This is a genomic window from Nesterenkonia sandarakina, assembly GCF_014138825.1.
Taxonomy (GTDB): domain Bacteria; phylum Actinomycetota; class Actinomycetes; order Actinomycetales; family Micrococcaceae; genus Nesterenkonia; species Nesterenkonia sandarakina.
The window spans coordinates 764,079-783,272 of record NZ_JACJIH010000001.1; the positions used below are offsets into that span (position 1 = coordinate 764,079).

Annotated in this window: 16 protein-coding genes and 1 tRNA gene; 10 read left to right on the plus strand and 7 right to left on the minus strand. The window is 67.2% G+C overall.

The features are described 5' to 3' along the window. Positions 1 to 8 precede the first annotated feature (8 nt). Together HNR24_RS03440 and HNR24_RS03445 are read left to right on the plus strand one after the other, a co-directional pair. Positions 9 to 1,907: an ABC transporter ATP-binding protein gene (locus HNR24_RS03440; RefSeq protein ID WP_182495014.1), complete on the plus strand. Its 1,899-nt coding sequence runs from the start codon at positions 9 to 11 to the stop codon at positions 1,905 to 1,907. Further along, positions 1,904 to 3,586, plus strand: a complete 1,683-nt coding sequence (locus HNR24_RS03445; RefSeq protein ID WP_182495015.1) for an amino acid ABC transporter ATP-binding/permease protein — start codon at positions 1,904 to 1,906, stop codon at positions 3,584 to 3,586. The genes HNR24_RS03440 and HNR24_RS03445 overlap by 4 nt, the downstream gene beginning before the upstream one ends. Here HNR24_RS03445 and HNR24_RS03450 read toward each other — a convergent pair. Genes HNR24_RS03450 through mptB (HNR24_RS03460) form a run of 4 tightly spaced genes read right to left on the minus strand, consistent with a single transcriptional unit; the run spans position 3,552 to position 9,663 of the window. Beyond that, the gene (locus HNR24_RS03450) at positions 3,552 to 4,589 is read right to left on the minus strand and encodes an AEC family transporter (RefSeq protein WP_182495016.1); all 1,038 of its coding nucleotides are present in this window, start codon (positions 4,587 to 4,589) and stop codon (positions 3,552 to 3,554) included. The genes HNR24_RS03445 and HNR24_RS03450 overlap by 35 nt on opposite strands. Before the next feature lie 55 nt (positions 4,590 to 4,644). Further along, entirely contained in the window at positions 4,645 to 6,153 is a 1,509-nt protein-coding gene (locus HNR24_RS03455; RefSeq protein ID WP_310735377.1) for a glycosyltransferase family 87 protein, read from the minus strand. Further along, entirely contained in the window at positions 6,150 to 7,793 is a 1,644-nt protein-coding gene (gene mptB, locus HNR24_RS13930; protein ID WP_310735378.1) for a polyprenol phosphomannose-dependent alpha 1,6 mannosyltransferase MptB, read from the minus strand. Before mptB (HNR24_RS13930) ends, HNR24_RS03455 begins: the two co-directional genes overlap by 4 nt. Continuing rightward, positions 7,783 to 9,663, minus strand: coding sequence for a polyprenol phosphomannose-dependent alpha 1,6 mannosyltransferase MptB (gene mptB, locus HNR24_RS03460; protein WP_182495017.1), 1,881 nt, complete (start codon positions 9,661 to 9,663; stop codon positions 7,783 to 7,785). The genes mptB (HNR24_RS13930) and mptB (HNR24_RS03460) overlap by 11 nt, the downstream gene beginning before the upstream one ends. Before the next feature lie 70 nt (positions 9,664 to 9,733). On the opposite strand from mptB (HNR24_RS03460), the gene orn reads away from it, so the two are divergent. Both orn and HNR24_RS03470 read left to right on the plus strand, forming a co-directional pair. Further along, on the plus strand, positions 9,734 to 10,348 hold the full coding sequence (gene orn / locus HNR24_RS03465) for an oligoribonuclease (RefSeq protein ID WP_310735379.1): 615 nt from the start codon (positions 9,734 to 9,736) through the stop codon (positions 10,346 to 10,348). 105 nt (positions 10,349 to 10,453) lie between these two features. Further along, a tRNA-His gene (locus HNR24_RS03470) sits at positions 10,454 to 10,529 on the plus strand. A gap of 100 nt (positions 10,530 to 10,629) precedes the next feature. Here the strand turns inward: HNR24_RS03470 and HNR24_RS03475 are convergent. Next, positions 10,630 to 10,848 carry a hypothetical protein gene (locus HNR24_RS03475; protein ID WP_058889228.1) on the minus strand — a complete coding sequence of 73 codons (219 nt, stop codon included), beginning with the start codon at positions 10,846 to 10,848 and terminating at the stop codon, positions 10,630 to 10,632. A 493-nt stretch (positions 10,849 to 11,341) separates the two neighbouring features. On the opposite strand from HNR24_RS03475, the gene HNR24_RS03480 reads away from it, so the two are divergent. The 4 genes from HNR24_RS03480 (at position 11,342) to HNR24_RS03495 (ending at position 15,382) form a co-directional block, all read left to right on the plus strand. Then, positions 11,342 to 12,256, plus strand: a complete 915-nt coding sequence (locus tag HNR24_RS03480; protein ID WP_182495018.1) for an Ltp family lipoprotein — start codon at positions 11,342 to 11,344, stop codon at positions 12,254 to 12,256. Positions 12,257 to 12,453: 197 nt separating this feature from the next. Then, entirely contained in the window at positions 12,454 to 12,789 is a 336-nt protein-coding gene (locus HNR24_RS03485; RefSeq protein ID WP_058889230.1) for an MmcQ/YjbR family DNA-binding protein, read from the plus strand. A 233-nt stretch (positions 12,790 to 13,022) separates the two neighbouring features. Beyond that, entirely contained in the window at positions 13,023 to 13,382 is a 360-nt protein-coding gene (locus tag HNR24_RS03490) for a hypothetical protein (RefSeq protein ID WP_182495019.1), read from the plus strand. 170 nt (positions 13,383 to 13,552) lie between these two features. Next, on the plus strand, positions 13,553 to 15,382 hold the full coding sequence (locus HNR24_RS03495) for an AMP-dependent synthetase/ligase (RefSeq protein WP_182495020.1): 1,830 nt from the start codon (positions 13,553 to 13,555) through the stop codon (positions 15,380 to 15,382). 204 nt (positions 15,383 to 15,586) lie between these two features. Here the strand turns inward: HNR24_RS03495 and HNR24_RS03500 are convergent, their stop codons facing one another. Next, positions 15,587 to 16,309 (minus strand): ABC transporter permease, encoded by a 723-nt coding sequence (locus tag HNR24_RS03500; RefSeq protein ID WP_182495021.1) that lies wholly within the window; start codon positions 16,307 to 16,309, stop codon positions 15,587 to 15,589. 64 nt (positions 16,310 to 16,373) lie between these two features. After that, positions 16,374 to 17,258, minus strand: a complete 885-nt coding sequence (locus HNR24_RS03505; protein WP_182495022.1) for an ABC transporter ATP-binding protein — start codon at positions 17,256 to 17,258, stop codon at positions 16,374 to 16,376. A gap of 148 nt (positions 17,259 to 17,406) precedes the next feature. On the opposite strand from HNR24_RS03505, the gene HNR24_RS03510 reads away from it, so the two are divergent. Further along, positions 17,407 to 18,552, plus strand: a complete 1,146-nt coding sequence (locus HNR24_RS03510) for a sensor histidine kinase (RefSeq protein WP_182495023.1) — start codon at positions 17,407 to 17,409, stop codon at positions 18,550 to 18,552. Then, positions 18,549 to 19,151, plus strand: coding sequence for a response regulator transcription factor (locus HNR24_RS03515; protein WP_182495024.1), 603 nt, complete (start codon positions 18,549 to 18,551; stop codon positions 19,149 to 19,151). The genes HNR24_RS03510 and HNR24_RS03515 overlap by 4 nt, the downstream gene beginning before the upstream one ends. The last annotated feature ends 43 nt before the right edge of the window (positions 19,152 to 19,194 follow it).

The window sequence follows — 19,194 nt, forward strand, 5'->3', positions numbered from 1 at the left end:
TTCAAGGCGTGCTTCTGGAAGACATGCCTCCCCGCGCGTGGATCGCCACCACGCTGCAATGGATCCGCACGATCGCGCTCGCCACGCTGTTCCTCGCCCTGGGCCAGGTCCTCGACGCCACGCTCGCCCAGCAGGAGAGCTCCGGTGCGCTCCTGCTGGCCGGCGTCGCCGGGATCCTTGCGGTGACCTGCGCCGGGGTCGCCGCGGCGGTCCCGCCCCGATTGCGCGCCGTGGAGGAGCAGCGCTGGCGCGGCAGCGGGATCCGGGCGGCCCTGGGCCGTGATCCGGCCCAGGCCGCACCCACAGGCGCTGCAGGCCATGCGGCCACCGGCGGTGGGATGCCCGGCGGAGCCAGCGGTCGTCCCAGCACTGCCGGCGGGCGACCCAGTGCTGGCGGGCGGCCCAGTGCTGCCGGCGGGCGACCCGGCACCGGTGAGGCGGAGCTGCTCACCGGAGGAGTGGAACGCATCGCAGAGTATCGCGCCGAGTTCCTGGGCCCGGCGCTGGCCGCGTTCACCGCCCCGGCGCTGGTGCTGCTGTTGCTGGGGATCTTCGTGGACCCGGTGATCGCGGTCGTTCTGCTCGTCCTGGTGCTGCTGGTCCCGGTGCTGGTGAGGTTCTTCCTCGCGCGCTTCCGCGGGCCCACCGCCGCCTATCGCCGTCTCGCGGGGCAGGCCACGGCCAAGTTCCAGGAGGTGCTGCGTTCGCTCGGCGGGCTGGTGCTGCTCGGAGCCGAGGACGCCGGTCGGCGCAGCGTGGCCGAAGCCGCCGCGGCGCTGCGGGTCCAGGCGGTGGCCCTGCTCAAACGCAGCCAGCTGATGATCCTGGTCAACGACGCGCTCTTCTCCCTGGTCATGATCACCGCCGCCGTCGGGCTGGCCCTGTGGCGCTTCGACGCCGGCATGATCACCGTCGGCGGGTTCCTCGCCGTCCTGCTGCTCGCCACGCTGCTCTACGAACCCATCGACAAGCTCGGCCGTACCTTCTATGTGGCCATGGCCGGGCGGACCCAGCAGGGCCTGTTCACCCAGACGCTCACGACGCCGGAGGCAAGTGCATCGAGCAGGACACCCCCGACGACGACGTCGCCAGCTGTCCCTGCGGCTGATGCTCCTGCTGCAGGGAAGTCAACAGAGACACCGACCGGGCAACCGGACGAGGCGGCGTTCGGGCCAGGCCGCGGCTCCGCTGAGCTGCTGCGCCTGGAAGACCTCGGCGTGGAGCGCGGCGGACGCGGCGTGTTGCGCGGGGTCACCCTCAGCGTCCCGCGCGGTGCCGTCCTCGCCGTCGTCGGCCCCTCCGGTGCGGGTAAGTCCACGCTGGCCGCGGTGCTCCAAGGGCTGCTCCCGGCAGCCTCGGGTCAGCTGCTACTGGAAGGTCATCCCGCCGATCCCGCGGCGCTGCAGCAGGCTGCGGTGACCGTGCCGCAGAAGCCGTTCATCTTCTCAGGCACGGTGGCCGAGAATCTCCGGCTCGCCCGCCCGGAGGCCTCAGAGGACCAGCTCTGGAAGGTGCTCGCCCAAGCGCGCCTGGATGCGGAGATCGCCGCGAAGCCACACGGCCTGGACACCCAGGTCGGTGAGGACGGCGGGTCCCTCTCCGGAGGGCAGATCCGGCGCCTGGCGATCGCCCGTGCGCTGCTCTCCGGCGCAAAGCTGCTGATCCTTGACGAGCCCACGGCTGACCTGGATCGCCGGGCCGAACGCCTGGTCGATGAGTCCCTGCGCAGCCTCGCCGGGGACCACACGCTGATCATCATCGCGCATCGACTCGCGACCACCCGCTGGGCCGAGAAGGTGCTGGTGCTCGAAGCCGGGGAGACCGCGGCGCTGGGCTCCCCCGATGAGCTTCTCGCCCAGACCGGCTACTACGCGCAGGCCACTGCAGGAGAAGGAGAAGACCGATGATCGCCCACCTGCTCAGACTGGCCAAGGGCTCGGCGGGGCTGCTGGCGCTCTCCGCCTTCGCCCGCACGCTGACCCTGCTCTGCGGGGCAGCGCTGCTGCTCTACCCGGCCTGGCTGGTCGGACGCCTGGCCGATGATCAGGACATCCCCCCGCTGGGCACCGTCATCGCGGTGATGATCGCGCTGGCCGCAGCCAAGGGGCTCACCCGCTACGCCGAGCAGCTCTCCGGGCACACCGCGGCCTTCGCGCTGCTGGAGCAGCTGCGGGTCCGGCTCTACGAGAAGCTGATCCCGCTGGCTCCGGCGGTGACCGCCTCCCGGGGAAGCGGTCGGCTGCTCTCGGCAGCCACCCGCGACGTGGACCGGGTGGAGGTATTCTTTGCGCACACCCTGGCTCCGGTGGTGACAGCGGTGCTGATCCCCGCCGCCGCCGTCGTGCTGACCTGGAGCCTGACCGGGCCGGGGCTCGGAGGCGCGCTGCTGGTGATCTATCTGGCAGCTGCCGCCATGCTCATCGGCATCGGCCGCCGCGGCGGACGCGCCACCAGCACCGTCCAGGTGCGCGCGCGAGGTGCGTTGGCCCAGGAGATCAGCGACGATCTGCGCGGCCGTTCGGAGATCACGATCTTCGGCGCCCAGGAACAGCGCGCCCAGCGCGTGGACCGTCTCGGCGCACAGATCGGGGCAGGCTCCCGGGGCGCCTCGGTGCTGCAGGGACTCCGTGCGGCGGCCGGGCAGGGCTGGCAGGTGCTCGCCCTGCTGGTGCTGCTGCTGCTCGGGCTGCCCCAGGTCCAGGATGCAGTATTCGGCTACACCGAGCTGCTGCTGGTGCTGGCCCTGGTGCCAGGCACCGCACCGGCCCTTGCCGCCATCGAAGCGCTCGGCATCTCGCTGCCCGCGGCGCTGGCATCGGCGGCGAACCTGCGCGAGCTCGAAGAGAGCTCCCCGGCGGTCCGTGAGCCGACCCGCCCGGCCCCGGTGACCACCGAAGCCGACGGCGCGGCCTCGGTGTCCTTCCAGGGGGTCAGGTTCGGCTACCCCGGCACCTCACGGGAGGTGCTCGAGGGTGTGGATCTGCACATCGAACCCGGTCAGGTGGCTGCCGTCGTCGGGGTCAGCGGATCTGGGAAGTCCACACTGGCGGCGCTGCTCACCCGGGTCTGGGACCCGCAGGAAGGCCAGGTCCGGCTCGGCGGGACCGATGTCCGGGAGCTCTCCCTGGCCACGCTGCGCGAGCAGATCACCGTGGTGGAGCAGCGCCCGGTGATGATCAGCGGCAGCATCCGGGAGAACCTGCTGCTGGGCAGCCCCGAAGCCACCGATGAGCAGGTGCTCGCCGTGTGCCGCTGGGCCTGCCTGGACACCGACATCGAGGCGATGCCCCAGGGCCTGGACACCGAGCTGGGAACTGAGGGGGCGCGTCTCTCCGGCGGGCAGGCGCAGCGCCTGGCGCTGGCCCGCGGGTACCTGCGTGCCAGCCCGGTGCTGATCCTCGACGAGATCACCTCGGCCCAGGATCCGCTGACCCAGGCCGAGATCCTGCGCCGGATGCCTGAGGCCACCAGCGCCACGGTGATCATGATCGCGCACCGCTCGGCGGTCCTGCGCCACGTGCACAGCGTCTATGAGATTGACGCCGGGCAGATCACAGCAGCAGCTCGGCCAGCATCGGGAGCGTGAGCAGGCAGGCCAGGGTGCTGGTCACCAGGATCGAGGCGGCGAGTCGTCCGTCGCCCTCGTACTGCTGGGTGAAGAGGTAGACCGTGGTCGAGGAGGGCATGGCGGCGATGATGATCAGGGTTCCGGCCCAGATCGGTCCGAGCTGGTCATAGAAGGGAAGCACGGCCAGCCAGGTCAGCACCGGCAGGATCAGGATCTTGCCGGTGGTTCCCAGCGTGATCAGGCGTTTGGGCACTCCTCCGCTGCGGATCCCCTCGATCGCCGGGTGCAGCGCGAGTCCCACGCAGAACAGCGCCAGCGGCACCGCCGTCTCCCCCAGCAGGCTCACCGACTCATCGACCGGCGCCGGCAGCCGCAACGGGCTGAAGACCACCAGCAGCGCCAGCGCCATGGCGATGAACACCGGGTTCAGCAGCAGCGCGCGCTTCAGGATCGGTCCGATCTGGGTGCGCAGCAGATGCCAGACCCCGCTGAGTCCTCCGGTCCCTTCAGGAGTTTCAGGCGCTGACCCGGCGGCAGATCGGTGGTACTCGGCAGATCGCTGCTCCGCGCGGGCGGTCACGACGGTGCGGACCAGCGGGTAGCCGTTGAGGTAGATCAGGTTGTGCAGCATGTGCACGATTCCGGCTGCCAGGCCGGCCTCGGGTCCCAGCACGCTGATCGAGACCGGGATCCCGAAGTACCCGACATTGCCGAAGCTGCCAGCCAGCGAGGTCGCCGCGGCGCCTTTTCGGCCGCGGGCCCCGAAGAGCCAGCTGGCGTAGTACAGCCCGATGGAGACCAGCGGGGTCACCACGGCGACGATGACCACCGCGAGCACCGGGAAGCCCGCCGTGGGCGGTGCGGTGACCATGGCGGAGTAGATGAAGGTGGGCAGCGCGAAGTAGAACAGGAAGCCGTTGAGGTGGTCCTGGCCGCTGCGAAAACGCGGGATGAACCCCGCGGCGAAGCCCACGCCGATCACCAGGAACATCGGGCCGATCACGGCGAGCATCGCCACCATCAGCGTCTCCCCCCTCGGAGCCTGACCTGCCTGGCGGAGGGCGCAGGCCCTCGGCTCACCAGCGCAGCCTCAATGAGGTCTTCCGGCCCAGGCCAGGCAGGCCGAAGACATCGGGGCGTCCCGCGGTGACTCCGGCCAGCGGGTCGCTCTGCAGCGGGCCTGTCTGCAACGGGCTGGTCTCCGGCGGCTCGGTCTGCAACGGGCTGGTCTCCGGCGGGACGGCCGTGGGCGGGTCGGTCAACACCGGGGCAGCCGTGGCCGGCGCCGTCTGCCGCGCCGGCTCGGTGGGCTGGTGGGCGCTGCCCGCGGCGTCGTCGTCCTGCCCCGGCCCATGCACGGCCGGTGCCGGGGAGCGGAGGATGTCCTTCTCGGGGTCCAGGATCTCGCGGACCACCTGGACCATCAGGTAGATCAAGGTGGCCATATGGGCGAGTATCCCAAGGTGGTAGGCCCAGTCGATGAGCTCGGTGCCACCGGCGAACTCCCCGCCGGAGGTGATCTTCGCGCTCATCATCCACACCGAGACCCAGTGGAAGACCTCTGCGGCCTGCCACACCAGGTATCCGCGGACCTTCGGGCGGGCCAGCACCAGCAGCGGGATCAGCCACATCACGAACTGCGGAGAGTACACCTTGCCCAGCAGCAGGAAGCTGGCCACGATCAGGAAGCACAGCTGCGCCATCCGTGGCCGGGTCGGCGCCGCCCAGCCGAGGTAGGCCACGCCGAGGCAGCACACCAGGAAGAGGCCGTTGGAGAGCAGGGAGAACCCGGCGCCGTCCAAGGGCAGCCAGGTGAAGAACAGCCACACCGAGGAGAAGCTGACGTCTCGCTCGGATGAGAATCGGTAGAAGGTGGACCACTGCTCGAACTGCAGGATCATGAACGGCAGGTTCACCGCCAGCCAGGTGAGCGCCGCGGCGAGCGTGGTCGCGGCGAAGGAGCGCAGCCGCCCGCTGCGCAGGCAGAGCACCAGGATCGCTCCCAGGAAGAACAGCGGATAGAGCTTCATCGCCGCGCCCAGGCCGATCAGCACACCGGCCCAGATCGGATGCGACCGGCCCCAGAGCAGCAGCGCCAGCGCGCCCAGAAACACCGCCCACATGTCCCAGTTGATCGAGAGCGACAGGATGATCCCCGGCGCCAGGGCGACCAACAGCGCGTCCTGCCGGCGATTCCCAGCGGTGGAGTAGGCCGTGGCCAGCACCACACCGAGCCAGCACAGGACCACGGCGAAGTGGTTGAGGTCGTAGAAGGCCAGGATGCGCTCGTCGGTGATGCCCTCGCCGGGGACCAGCAGAGCGAGCACTCCGGCCACCATCACCAGCAGCACCGGGTACTCCATGACCTGATCGGCTGGGACGTCGTCGACGAAGGGGAACAGGCCCTCGGCGAGCCCGCGCTGGCTGAACAGCAGCGAGAAGTCGGAATAACACATGTGGATGTGCTGGTCAGGGTCGGTCCAGCCGTTGACCCGGCACCATTGCACCGCCACCACGGAGAGCGCAGCGCCCAGGGTGGTGGCGGCGAGCAGCAGCCAGAGCAGTCGGGAGCCGGGGAGCTTCACGTGGTGTCCTTCTCGTAGATGTCCTCGGCCGCCCAGGAGGTGCGCGGCGGGGTCAATCCTCTCAGCCGCTGCCACCCGTGCTGCGCATTCCAGCGCTGGGAGCGGCGCCGCATGTCGAAGAAGTCGGTGGTGTTGGGGTCCAGGAAGACCACGTAGATCAGGTACAGCGTCACCACGGTGACGGCGATGGTGTGAATCGCTGCCGCGTCGATCCATTGCGCCACCGAGAGCTGCCCGACCATGGAGAGCAGCACCATCACGGTGAAGACCGTGGTGACCAGGACCAGGACTCGTCCGCGGTAGACATGGACCACTGCGTAGAACGGCAGCAGCCAGAGCAGGTACCAGGGTTGGATGATCGAGGAGGTCAGCACCACCAGGGTCAGGCCGTAGCCGGCCCAGAGGACCGGGTTCCCGACGGCGCGGCGCAGCAGCATCCACGCGAGCACGCCTCCCGCCGCGGCGCGGGCCAGGGTGTAGATGATCTCCGTGACGCTGGCGGCCTCGACTCCGGTGAGTGCTTCCGCGGCGGCGCCGATCCCGATTCCCAGCAGGCCCACCGGGGCGGCCTGCAGCACTGCGGCACCCGCACCGAGCGCGGAGGCGATCCAGCCCAGCCCGATGCCCAGCGCCGCGCCGCCGGCGATCAGCAGCACAGCGGCCGCGGTGCCGCCGATAGCCCATTCACGGAACCGGTCTCGCAGCGCGGCGGTGTCGCGCAGCGGGAGCAGCAGGATGAAGGGCAGCACCACCATCGCGATGGGCTTCACCGCGATCGCCGCGACCAACAACACGATGCACAGCAGGCGTTTCCTCCGCAGCCCGGCGAGCGTGCCGGCGAGCATCAGACCGATCATCAAGGCGTCGTTATGCGCCGCCGGGATGAAGACCAGCAGGGTCAGCGGGTTCAGCAGGCACAGCCAGAGCGCCCAGGAGGGCTCCGAGCCGAAGGCCTTCGCCAGGCGCGGGATGCAATAGAGCATCAGCGCGATCCCGAGCAGTGAGAGCGCCCGGAACATCGCGATCGCGACCTCCGGGATCCCCCCGGAGAGGAACCAGACCAGCTGCGCGAGCACCAGGAACAGCGGACCGTAGGGCGAGGGGGATTCCGCCCAGAGCCCATCGGCTCCCTCCATGAACCAGCCGGGCAGCTCCGAGACGCCATGTTCATAGGGATTGAGCCCTGCGTGCAGCACCCGGCCCTGGGCCAGGTAGGAGTAGACGTCGCGGGAGAAGATCGGCAGGGTGAACATCAGCGGGGTGGCCCACATCAGCAGCGTTCGGCGCATCAGCGGTGTGGTCCGGGCGGACCAGGAGCCCACCCGCTGTGAGAGTCGCAGCCAGGATCGCAGCAGCAGCAGCGCTCCCAGGACCAGCAGCACGGTGCAGGTCACCACTCCCGCCGTCGTCGTGCGCAGCGGCAGCAGCACCGGGTTCAGCGCGAGCAGCGACTGCGGGGTCATGGCCAGCCAGCCGACCCCCCAGGACCCGAGCATGATCATGATCGAGGCGAGCAGGCCCTGCCGTGCGGTGTGCGAGGCGGCGGCCTCCTCTCCGCCGATCAGCCAGGCGGTCGGTGGCCACTGGCCCAGGAAGGACCGGGCGCGCAGCGCGTTGCGTGAGACGGGATTAGCGCGCACCGGGGGCGCTCTCCTCTCCCGCGGGTGCGGCGCCCGGATTCTTCAGCGGTGAGCCGCCGGACTCGCCCCGGGCCGCAGGCGCGGTGACAGCCGCGGGGCTGACAGCTCCGGCGGTGTCTTCAGCGGGACTGGCGGCTTCGGCGGGACTGGCGGCCGCGCCGTCGTCGGTGGTGTCTACGGTGGTGTCTTCGCGCGGGCCGGATCGTCGTCCCCCCAGCCGGGGCCACTCCCAGCGGACTGAGGGCAGTCCCCAGCCGTCCCAGAGGACCCAGCGGGTCTGTCGGTCCAGCAGGGCCAGCCAGACGATGCAGATCCAGGAGACCGCTATTGAAAGTGCGATCATCTGCTGATCCAGTCCGAGGAACTGGTAGATCGAGAGTTGGTCTGAGGCGCCGAAGGCCAGGAAGAAGGCGATGGTGAACACCACCCACTTGAACTGCCAGTCTTTGCGGATCCCGGTGATCGCGAAGAGCGGCAGCAGCCACAGCAGGTACCAGGGCTGGATGATCGGTGAGAGCACCACCAGGGCGGTGAACGCCCAGACCATGCGCTGGACGATGAACCGCTCATCCCCGCGGAACATCAGCCAGAGCACCACCGCCACCGAGAGGATCCGCCCGGCCACTTTGAAGATCTCCAGGGTCCAGCCGCTGTCCAGGCCGAAGGAGCGCAGCAGGGTGCTCAGCCAGCCGTCGGCGATCCCGATCGGGGACCAGAAGACGCTGCCAGTGCCGGTGCCGGCGAGCACCGCGAGCCAGCCGAAGCCGTAGCCCTGCAGAAGGCCGATGCTGATCATGACCGCGGCGGCGATGCCGGCGGTGAGGAACCAGTAGCGGAACTTCCGGGACCAGGAGGCGCCGGGGCCGGCCCAGAGCAGCCCGATGAAGGGCAGCAGCACGATGGTGATCGGTTTGATCCCGATCGAGACCACCACCAGCAGCGTGGCGAGCACTCCCCTGCCATGCGCTGCGGCGTAGACCCCGGCCAGCGCGAAGCCGACCATGATGGCGTCATTGTGGGCGCTGGAGATGAAGCTGATGATCAGCAGCGGGTTCGCCAGCGTTATCCACTGTGCCCGGGCGGGGTCGACCCCGTGTAGCCGGGCGAGCTTCGGCACGAAGATCATCATCATGATCACCCCGCCCACGCAGGCGAGCCGGAAGAGGAAGAGCGCCAGGTCGGGACTGTCTGCGCTGACGCTCATCACCGCGGCCTCGAGCCAGAGGAACAGCGGACCATAGGGGGTCTCTGATTCAGCCCAGAGGATGTCTGTGCCGAGCTGGAACCAGTTGTTCAAGGTGGAGACCCCGGTGGTGTAGGGGTCCTGACCGGCCAGCACCAGGCGTCCCTGGTTGAGGTAGGCGAAGACGTCGCGGGAGAAGATCGGGATGGTCACCAGCTGCGGGAGCGACCAGAGCACGACGGCGGCGTTGACGGTGCGCAGCGATCCTGCGGGCCAGTGCTTCGACTGATCAGGGTTCTCCAAGACGCGACCCAGCCGCAGCCAGGCGCGCAGCATCACCCAGCACCCCAGAGTCAGCGCGATCGTGGCGACGACGACGCCGACCGGTTCGGTGCGGAACGTGATGATCCACGGCTGACGGGACAATGGGGAGACGCTGACCAGCCAGCCGACGCCGAAGGATCCCAGCAGCACCAGCATCGAGCCGAGCAGGCCTTCGAGAAGCGGGGACCAGATGCTCTTGGGGCGGGTGGAGGAGCGCAGGATGTGCAGCCAGATGTCCCGTTTCCGCTGTCTGCCGCCGACGGGCGACGTGGTCCGGGGGCGTGCGGGGTTGCCGAGCCCGAGGGGACCCTCAGCACCTCCCGGTGCGGGGCTGTTCTCGGTGGCTCCAGCCTCAGCGCTCATCGCCTTTGAATTTATCACCACTGCCCGGGCTGACCCCGGTGCCCGAAGGGCTGTCGGTAGAGTACGAAGCGTGACTTCCCAAGAGACTGAGACCAACGCCTCATCCAGCTCCACCACGCAGACCCGCCCCGGCGGCTCCTGGGCCGGCCGGATGGTCTGGATCGACTGCGAGATGACCGGCCTGGACCCTGACCACGACGTCCTGGTGGAGATCGCGGCGCTGGTCACCGACGCCGACCTGAACATCCTCGGCGAGGGCGTCCAGGTGGTCATCACCCCGGACCCGGCGGAACGGATCGAGACCATGGCCCCGATCGTGCAGAAGATGCACACCGCCTCCGGGCTGTTGGAGGACCTCCGGCACGGGGTCTCGGTGCAGACCGCGGAGCAGCGCGTGCTGGAGTACATCAAGGCGTGGATCCCGGAGGCGGGGGTCGCCCCGCTGGCTGGAAACTCGATCCACGCGGACAAGGCCTTCCTGCGTGTGGCCATGCCGGAGCTCATGAAGCACCTGCATTACCGGCTCATCGACGTCTCCACGATCAAGGAGCTCTCCGCCCGGTGGTACCCGGAGGCGAAGAAGTCCGCTCCCGCGAAGACCGGAAATCACCGCGCACTGGGCGACATCCGGGACTCCATCGAGGAGCTGCGTCATTACCGGCGGACGGTCTTCAAACCGAGCTGAGACGATTTCCGGATTCCCAGGAGATCTGTGTAGACTGATCTGCGTTGCTTTCAGCCCTTCCAGGCTGATCCGCAGCGGCTCCGAAGCCGGTCTCGGCTTCACATGGTGGGCGTAGCTCAGCTGGTAGAGCATCGCGTTGTGGTCGCGAGGGTCGCGGGTTCAAGCCCCGTCGCTCACCCCATGGAACGGCCCTGGTCATCTGACCAGGGCCGTTTTTCGTTGTTCGCTTCCTGTGGCGGGCCTCATCTGGTGGGCTCTGCCGTGCGCACGCGCGGTCCTGACTAGGCGGCGGGTTCCCGCCGGCGCCGCTGTTCATTGATGCTTTCCACGGCTTCCAGGGCGGCCCTGCCCGCACGCGCGGCCGTGATGATGTCCTCGAAGGCTGCATAGGAGCTGCCCAGATCTCGCGCCTCCCGCGCGGCGTGGGCCTCCAGCCGATGCTTGTCCACGTCCAGCAGCGCCAGGTGCGCCTGCTTCTCCAGTTGGGCCCGAGTACTCATGTCGTCGCGTCCCCTCCACCAGTGATTGCAAATGGTCTATGGGTTACGTCTCTCGGGTGGGATGCGTTCAACGCCGGGGCGAAGTTTTTCGGAGATTCTCTCAGTGTCCAGGTGGACAGTCCTTCCTGGGGTCAGTTCCAGGGTCGGCCCGCGACGAGCACTGGGAGCTCTTTCGGTCATAAGCCCCGGTTCAATCTTGCATCGGTTCTCCAGATCAATGGTGCCTCGCTGTTGTGTCGCGGGACATGTCAGAGGCTCTGTCTACTATCGCGGCAAGAACAAACTCAAAAGTCTGACAGTGCAACTCAAAGGCGATTTGTGCGGGACTATCAGTCATACGACTGGTCCCGCAGATCGTATTCGCCGCCCGATGATGAGGTCTTGTTCGAGTCTTGTGGTTCTCTCCTCCTCGCCATAATGTGAACAGCCAGGGGGACGACAACTGCCGAAACGTAAACCGTATCTGAGCGTTCACTCGCGCCGAGAGGAAATCATGTCCGCACCCACCCACGAGTACCCCTATCCCCCGCCTCAGCAGCAGCAGCCCCCTTCCAGCAAAGGTCTGGGGATCGCATCCATGGTGTCGGGAATCGTCGCCATCGTGCTGAGCTTCATTCCCGTTGTTGGGTTCCTGAGTTTCATCCTTGGTCCTATCGCCGTCATCCTTGGCATCATCGCGATCCTCAAAAAGTCCGGTCGCGGACAGGGGATTGCCGGGATCATCACCGGCGCGCTGGGCTTCGTCATCGTCACGCTTGGCACGATCCTGTTCAGTGCTGCACTGCTGTCTATTGATGAAGAGATGCAGAGCGCCGATGAGTCAATCACCGATGAGACAGAGAGCTCGCCGGAACCGGAGGAATCCGCAGCAGCCGAAGAGTCTGCCCCGGCCGAGCAAGGTGAACCGGCGGAGGTCGCAGCGGAAGCTGAGCGGACTGAGGAGGACCTGGCGCAGGAAGTCGAGGAAGACACACCGGACTCGAGCAGCGGTGAGGCTAACGCACTCGCATCCGCCGAGTCCTACCTGAGCTTCTCTGGCTTCTCGCGTTCAGGCCTGATCGAACAGCTGGAGTTCGAGGGATACTCCACCGAAGAGGCTGAGTATGCGGTGGAGAACGTGGAGGTGGACTGGAGCGAGCAGGCGGCACGGTCCGCCGAGTCCTACCTGAGCTTCTCTGGCTTCTCGCGTTCAGGCCTGATCGAACAGCTGGAGTTCGAGGGATACTCCACCGAGGACGCTGAGAACGCGGTGGAGAACCTGGAAGTGGACTGGAACGAGCAGGCAGCACGGTCCGCGGAGTCATACCTGGAGTTCGGCTCATTCTCGCTGCAGGGACTGATTGATCAGCTCGTATTCGAGGGCTACACGCAGGAGCAGGCAGAGTACGGCGCCAATCAGGTCTACTAGAGCACCGATCGCTGAGCCGCCCCGTCCAGGTCGTTTCCTGGACGGGGCCTCTCGAACGCCGAGCCGATACGCGGACGTCTCGCACAAAGCGACATCAGCTGGAGCCGACCACCCCGCCGCCGCCAGTCCCCAGTTATGGCTGAATACCCTCGGACTCGCCACACTGGTCACATGATCCGCTGTGATTCGGTCTCGGCATGACTACCGAACAGGATGTCCGCCGCCTGGCACTGGACCTTCCGGAGGTCATCGAACGGCCCTCCTGGGGGACCCCGGGGTTCTACGTCCGGGGCAGGATCTTCGCTCGAATACACGAAGCCCCGGGGATCCTGATCTGTTGGCGCAGCAGCTTGGAGGAACGTGAAGCCCTGCTCCAGTCAGACCCGGTGAAGTTCTTCACCACGGATCACTTCCGGGATCACACCAGTGTGCTGGTGCGGCTGGATCATGTGGATGCGCAGGAGCTGAGAGAACTGCTGCAGGAGGCGTGGGAGGCCCGCGCTCCGAAACGCCTGCGCGACCAGCTCGGCTAGCCGATCGCCTGATCCCACCGGCTGAGTTCACCTCCGGAGCCCACCTTCTCAGGGCGCCTTCTGAACGCGACGCGCGCAGCGCAGCCCTGGAAGGTTCGGCGCCGGAAAGTCCGGCGCCGCTCGCCCGTCGTGCCGCCCAAGACCCAGATACGAATCCGGTCCGCTTCGATTTCGCAGCAAATCGACCTCGCGTCGTGATCACCGAACCCTGCTTACTGCGTAGGGTTGCGTGCATGGACCTTCTCCCTGCGAACTGGCTGGCTGCTGGCGCGATCACCATCCTGGCAGTCGCTGCCGTGGTGGTGGCCATAGCGCGGGGTCACCTCGGTCGGGACGCCCGGATCACTGCCTCCCACCAACCCGGGACCATCACGCTGACCAGCAGCATCGACGCAACAGTCGTCGCCATTCTCAACGAGCGGGACAGCCTCGCAGAGGCCCTGCAGCGTGAACCGGTGGAGCTTCCGATCACGCTCACGGCAGGAGAACCGTTCACCCTGACCTACCCAGCCTCCGCCGAACGCCCGCCACGCAGTGTGCTGCTGCGACTGAAGGACGGTGCGATCAAGCACGTGGACCTCCCCCGCGTCTGAACCGGGCCAATCACGCCCCGTGACCTGCGGCTTCACACGTCGTTGTCAGATTTCGGCTGTAAGCACACGCCAAGCCAGGCAGGATACGCTTCCCGAGGCAGTGATCGGCAACCGATCACCAACTGGGCATCGCTTGCCCGATAACGCGTCACCAGACCGGGAGGAACTCCGTGCAGGAAATCGCGATACCGGCGCTCGTCGACGTGCCGTCCGAGATGAACATCACCGATCTGCTTCAGCAGCAGCGCAGCGAGGACCCTGAGAACATCCTGTTCACCCGACGCGATGCCGCCGGTGGCTGGGTGGACGTCTCCGCTCGGGATTTCCATGCCGATGTCACGGCGCTGGCCAAGGGCCTGCTCCAGCACGGCGTGGCAGCCGGAGACCGGGTCGGGCTGATGTCCGCAACCCGGTACGAATGGAGCCTGCTGGACTTCGCGCTCTGGTACGCCGGTGCGGTCTCGGTGCCGGTCTATGAGACCTCCTCCGCGTCACAGCTCGCGTGGATCGCCGAGGACTCCGGGCTCAGCCTGGTCTTCGCCGAAACCCCAGAGAACCGGGAGACCATCCTCGAGGGGTTGGCGAGCTCGGGACTCCCGAAAGCTCCGGACGTGCTGCTCATGGAGACCAGTGTTCTTGATCGGCTCCGGGACGCCGGGCGCGCCGTCACAGATCAGGTATTGGAAGCCCGGCGGGCCGCCGCCGTCGGCGAGGATCTCGCGACCATCATCTACACCTCCGGCGCCACCGGTCGTCCCAAAGGCTGCGAGCTGACCCACGCAAACTTCGTGGAGCACAGCCTGCAGACCCTTGCCGCCATGGACGGAGTGGTCGGCAAGCACTCCTCCACCGTCTTGTTCCTCCCCATGGCCCATGTCTTCGCCCGGTTCATCTCCGTGATCTTCATCGCCGCAGGCGGACGGGTCGCACACACCCCCGACATCAAGCAGCTCATCGAAGACCTGGGTGTGATTCGTCCGACCTTCCTGCTCGGGGTTCCCCGAGTCTTTGAAAAGATCTACAACGCTGCGGCGCTGAAGGCCGAGGGCGACGGCAAGAAGCGGATCTTCGCGGCCGCGGCAGACACCGCGGTGGCCTGGTCCCAGGCCAGCGCAGACGGCGGTGCCCCACTGGGCCTGCGCCTGAAGCACGCGCTGTTCAGCAGACTGGTCTACTCGAAACTGCGTCGCCGGATGGGTGGGAACGTCACCCATGCGTTCTCCGGCGGCTCACCTCTGGGTGAACGTCTGGGTCACTTCTTCCACGGCGTCGGCATCCAGATCATCGAAGGCTACGGTCTCACCGAGACCACGGCCCCGGTCACCGGGAACATCCCGTCCGTCTACCGGATCGGCACCGTCGGCATTCCGCTGCCGGGCAACGCCGTCCGGGTCGAGGCCGACGGCGAACTGCTGGTCCGCGGCAGCAGCGTCTTCCGTGGCTACCGCAACCGGCCCGAGCTCAACGCCGAGTCCTTCTCCACCGACGGCTGGTTCTACACCGGGGACCTCGGACGCCTCGACGAGGCGGGACGGCTGATCATCACCGGACGCAAGAAGGAGATCCTGGTGACAGCCGGCGGGAAGAACGTCGCCCCGGCACAGCTGGAAGACGCCATCCGTGCAGACCTGCTGGTCTCCCAGGCTGTGGTCGTCGGAGACGGAAAGCCCTTCATCAGCGCGATGATCACCCTCGACGGAGATGTCATGCCTGCGTGGCTGCGCAGCAAAGGACTGGACCCAGACACCTCGATGAAGGAGCTCACCGAACACCCCGAGGTCCTGGCGCACCTGCAGCAGGTCATCGACTCCACCAATGCGAGCGTCTCGAAGGCAGAGTCGATTCGCAGCTTCACCGTGCTCGAGGACGACTTCACCATCGATTCAGGGCACCTGACACCTTCGTTGAAGATCCGCCGTGCCGAGGTCATGCATGACTTCCAGCGGGTCGTGGAGAACCTCTACGAGAAGGCCGCAGCCCGCACCAAGCGCCACGGATAACAGAGAATCAGCGGGCTCGGCCCGGGTTGCTGGTGACACCGTCTGCCTCCAAGATCCGAGGGACCCGCTGGTCAGGACCGCGACTGTGTTGCCATCACATGACACGGCATGACAAGAGCTTAGGCACCGCAGTGATGGTGGCTCCAGTGCCTACGCCTGAGGACGACGGCGGGGCCGCTCTCCCCCTCAGCCTCAGCGTGAGTCTCAGTGCCGTGGTTCCCAGCGGAAAAATCGCTTGGCCAAGATCACGCCGATGACGACCCAGGCCAGGGTCGGGGGCAGCAGCAGGAGATTGTCGATCAGGTCGGTGCCGCCGTTCCAGGCATTGATGGTCAGCTCGGTCGCCGCACCACCGGGCAGTGCTCGCTTGAGCATGCCCAGGTCCTCGGTTCCGGTGAACCCGATCCAGAACGCGATCGCGGAGGTGCCCATGGTGACTGGCAGCGTGGTGACCTGCGCGTGCTCTGGTGAGGTGGTGATCCCGGCGGTGGCCAGGGCCAGGCCGAGCATCATCAGCACCAGGGAGAGCCCGGAGAGGATCAGCAGCGGAATCTCTGCCGGTGCCTCGGTGAGCACCGCGAGCACGGCAAGCACCGCAGTGACCTGGATGATCCCGATCAGCGCTGGGGGTCCCAGGATCCCGGCCAGCGCAACTGGGTCGCTGACCGCGGTGGAGCGCAGCCGCTTGAGGAAGAGAGTCTGCCGGCGGGCGGCCAGGGTGGTCACGGCGGTGGAGTACAGGCCCATGCTGATAAGGATCATCATGAAGGCCCCGGCGAGGAATCCGATGCCGGTGGGGACCTGGCTGAAAGCGTCGCGCTGGGCGATGAAGAGCAGGCTCAGACCCACGGGGATGACGGTGGCGCTGAAGAAGACCATCCGGTTGCGAATGATCTGTCGCAGCTCGCTGCGAGCGATGGTGAGCATGTGAGACTCCTTAGATGGCGTCGTGGGTGAAGAGAGGCGTCGTGAGTGAGGACAGGTGTGCGGGTCAGTCGCGGGTGATCGAGCGGAACACGTCATCGAGCCGGGTGGGTCCCGCGGCGAGGTCGCGCAGCTCGGTACCCGTCTCCTGAGCCCAAGACAGCAGGGTGTGCAGGTCCTGCTGGAGTCCGTGCGTCTCGATGAGCAGGGTGCCGTTGCCGGTGTGAGAGCTTTCCAACGGAAGCTGCGGGGCGTCCATGGGAAGCTGGAAGGTGATCGTGCCGGGCAGGGTCTGGGTCAGTTCTGAGACGGTGCCCTGCATCCGGAAGGTCCCTTCGTGCATGAGTCCGATCCGGTCCGCACGCTGCTGAGCCTCTTCCAAGTAGTGGGTGGTCAGCACGATGGTCGCGCCGTCTTCACGGAGCCGGTCCACCACGTCCCAGAGGTCGTCGCGGGAGGCCACGTCCAGACCAGTGGTGGGCTCGTCCAGGAAGACCAGCTCTGGTGACCCGTAGATGGCGGTGGCGAAGTCCAGTCGGCGCTTCTCACCACCGGAAAGGGCAGAGACCCGGGTGTCGGCCTTGGTGGTGAGTCCGACGACGTCGAGCACCCGGCTGGGATGGTCACGGCGCCCGGTCAGGCCCCCGATCAGGGTTACGGTCTCCCCGGCGCTCAGGTCAGCGGCGAAGCCACTGTCCTGGAGCATGATGCCCATTCGGGGGCGAACGGCCTTGCGGTTGCACGGGTGCTCACCGAGGATCGAGACCTTGCCTGAGGAGGCGGTGCGGTGGCCTTCGATGACCTCCAGAGTGGAGGTCTTGCCGGCGCCGTTGGTGCCGAGCAGGGCGTAGAGTTCGCCCCGTCGGACATCGAAGGTGAGGTCTTTGACAGCGTGGAAATCGCCGTAGCGGACGTTGAGGCGTTCGACGTTGATGACGGTGTCTGTGTTCATGCTCCTATTCCACGCCTGGGCGGGCCGACGCGGCAGTCATAGATTGTCAGCAGCGACCATGACGTTTTGTCACTGCCGGGCGGCAGCCGGATCCGAGAAGATGAAGGACCATGAGAACTCATAAGACCGGACTGCGAGGAACGAGCTGATGTCATCGACCTCCGTCGAGGCGCAACGACGCATGCACCGTGCCACGGTGCTCACCACTGTGGTGGCCATCGCGCCGGTGGCTCTGGCGATCGTGGCGATGACCTCAGACTCGTGGCGCGAAGGAATCGGCTTCAGCCTCGGGATCCTCCTCACGTTCCTGGTGCTGCTGGAGTGGAACCCGCGGGATCATCCGGTCTCCACCAGCCTGGCGCTCACCTTCTCGTTCCTGGTCTGGATCGTCTGCGCGGTGCTGGCGTTGAATCCGGTGGCGTTCTTCGGAGCCGCGATGCTCAGCGGAGTTTTGATACCCCAGCTACGCCAGAGACAGCTGGTCTGGATCGTCGGACTCGGGGTGGTGATCGCTGGGATCGGCTGCCTCTATTTTCTGAGTGAACCCGTGACCTGGATCGACGTCACCCGATACGTCCTGGTGCCGGGCGGGCTGAGCGTGTTTGTGGCCGCCGTGCTGCTCATGATGCGGGGCTACTGGCGGATCCTTCAGGATCTGGAGACCGCCCAGGAGGCGGAGGCTGAACTAGGCATCATGCGGGAGCGGATGCGCTTCGCCAGCGACCTCCACGACATCCAGGGGCACACCCTGCACATGGTCAACCTCAAGGTGGCCCTGGCCGAAGAGCTGCTGGCGCGGGATCCGGAACGGGCACGAGTCGAGCTGCGCGAGGTCTACGACCAGGTCGATGAGACCATCCGAGAGACCAAGAACCTCGCCTACGCCCAGCGCAAGCTGAACTTCAGCGCCGAGCTGGAGAACGCGAAGAATCTTCTCGAGGCGGTCGGGGTCCGGGTGCGGATCAGTCGGCATGGACAGATCAGGGCGGGTCTGGATGAGCTTCTGGGCCAGGTGCTGCGCGAGACCACCACCAATATCCTGCGCCATGCCGATCCCACCGAGGTGCAGATCCGGATCTCCGAGAGCGAGATGGTCGTGGACAACGACGGCGCGGCGGAAGGCCCACTGCCACCGCTCAGCGGGCTCTCGGTGCTGCGCCAGCGTGTCGCCGACGCCGGAGGTCGGCTCCGCGTCGAGCAGGCCTCCGGGACGTTCAGCACCTCCGCCAGCTTCCTGGATGCGGGGTCACTCACCCCCGAGGCTGAGTCAGAACCGCAGCGGAGCGCGACGTGATCCGAGTCCTTCTGGTCGACGACGAGGCGCTGCTGCGCTCGGCACTGGCCGCGCTGCTGCCGTTGAAGGCCCAGATCAGCGTGGTGGCCGAGGCCGCTGACGGGGCGGGCGCCGTCGCCGCGGTGCTGGAGCATCGTCCCGATGTGGTGGTGATCGACTTGGAGATGCCGGGGATGGACGGTCTCGCCGCGGTGGAACGGATTCAAGCGGAGAACCAGGAGCAGGTGGTGCTGATGCTGACCCGCCACGCTCGTCCCGGGGTGCTGCGCCGGGCGCTGAAGCTCGGGGTCCGCGGATTCGTGAGCAAGTCCGCGCACCCCACGCTGATCGCCGAGGTGATCGAGACGCTGCACGCCGGCAAACGCTGGATCGACCCGGACATCTCCGCGCTGGCGGTGGTTGATGACTCTCCCCTGACCGACCGGGAGCTCGACGTGCTGCGCGAAACCCTCCAGGGGTCTTCTGTGGCTGAGATCGCCGGTCGGCTCTACCTGGCCGAAGGCACGGTGCGCAATTACCTCTCCAACGCGATGCAGAAGACCCAGACGCCGAATCGCCGGGAGGCCGCGCGCTACGCGCGCTCCCGGGAGTGGCTCTGAGCCTGCAGCCCCCTCCCCCCGGGTCAACCCCGCCCGGAAGCTC

Excerpts from the sequence above, each read along its gene's own strand:
- HNR24_RS03445 (WP_182495015.1), top strand. The coding sequence starts at position 1,904 with ATGATCGCCCACCTGCTCAGACTGGCCAAGGGCTCGGCGGGGCTGCTG.
- HNR24_RS03450 (WP_182495016.1), bottom strand. The coding sequence starts at position 4,589 with ATGGTGGCGATGCTCGCCGTGATCGGCCCGATGTTCCTGGTGATCGGC.
- mptB (WP_182495017.1), bottom strand. The coding sequence starts at position 9,663 with ATGAGCGCTGAGGCTGGAGCCACCGAGAACAGCCCCGCACCGGGAGGT.
- HNR24_RS03475 (WP_058889228.1), bottom strand. The coding sequence starts at position 10,848 with ATGAGTACTCGGGCCCAACTGGAGAAGCAGGCGCACCTGGCGCTGCTG.
- HNR24_RS03480 (WP_182495018.1), top strand. The coding sequence starts at position 11,342 with ATGTCCGCACCCACCCACGAGTACCCCTATCCCCCGCCTCAGCAGCAG.
- HNR24_RS03485 (WP_058889230.1), top strand. The coding sequence starts at position 12,454 with ATGACTACCGAACAGGATGTCCGCCGCCTGGCACTGGACCTTCCGGAG.
- HNR24_RS03490 (WP_182495019.1), top strand. The coding sequence starts at position 13,023 with ATGGACCTTCTCCCTGCGAACTGGCTGGCTGCTGGCGCGATCACCATC.
- HNR24_RS03500 (WP_182495021.1), bottom strand. The coding sequence starts at position 16,309 with ATGCTCACCATCGCTCGCAGCGAGCTGCGACAGATCATTCGCAACCGG.
- HNR24_RS03505 (WP_182495022.1), bottom strand. The coding sequence starts at position 17,258 with ATGAACACAGACACCGTCATCAACGTCGAACGCCTCAACGTCCGCTAC.
- HNR24_RS03510 (WP_182495023.1), top strand. The coding sequence starts at position 17,407 with ATGTCATCGACCTCCGTCGAGGCGCAACGACGCATGCACCGTGCCACG.